The following is a 435-nucleotide window of genomic DNA, read 5'->3' as shown; positions in this document are numbered from 1 at the left end:
CGCCGCAGCGCATCCGCGATAGGGGCGCTCAGCATCTCCCCGGCGAAGAGGTCTGGGTCATCGGCGAGCATCGCTCGACCGGTGAACGCAAATACTATCTCTCCAATCTTCCTGCCGACACATCGCTCAAGCAGCTCGCTGGCGCCATCAAGGCGCTCTGGGTCTGCGAACAGGTCCATCAGCAGCTCAAGGAGGAACTCGGCCTCGACCATTTCGAGGGGCGTTCCTGGACCGGCCTTCACCGGCACGCTTTGATGACGATGATCGCCTACGCTTTTCTGCAATCTCGCCGCCTCTCAAAGGTGGAAGGGGGGAAAAATAAGCCCGGGCCCGCCGCCACAACCAAGCCTTCCGGCCGTCCGCCAAGCGATCCTAAACACGTTCGAACAACCATGGCCAATGCGATGTCCGCATTGCCGCAGACCGCTCTTCACC

1 pseudogene is annotated in these 435 nt (G+C 61.4%); it reads left to right on the top strand.

Annotated elements, in window-relative coordinates:
- Positions 1-435 (top strand): annotated as a pseudogene (locus AC2YI2_RS35195) (IS701 family transposase); the annotation flags it as partial.

The organism is Rhizobium sp. SRI_017 (genome assembly GCF_057586295.1).
Note: the sequence above shows the minus strand (reverse complement) of the source record. Positions and strands in the feature narration are given on the sequence as shown.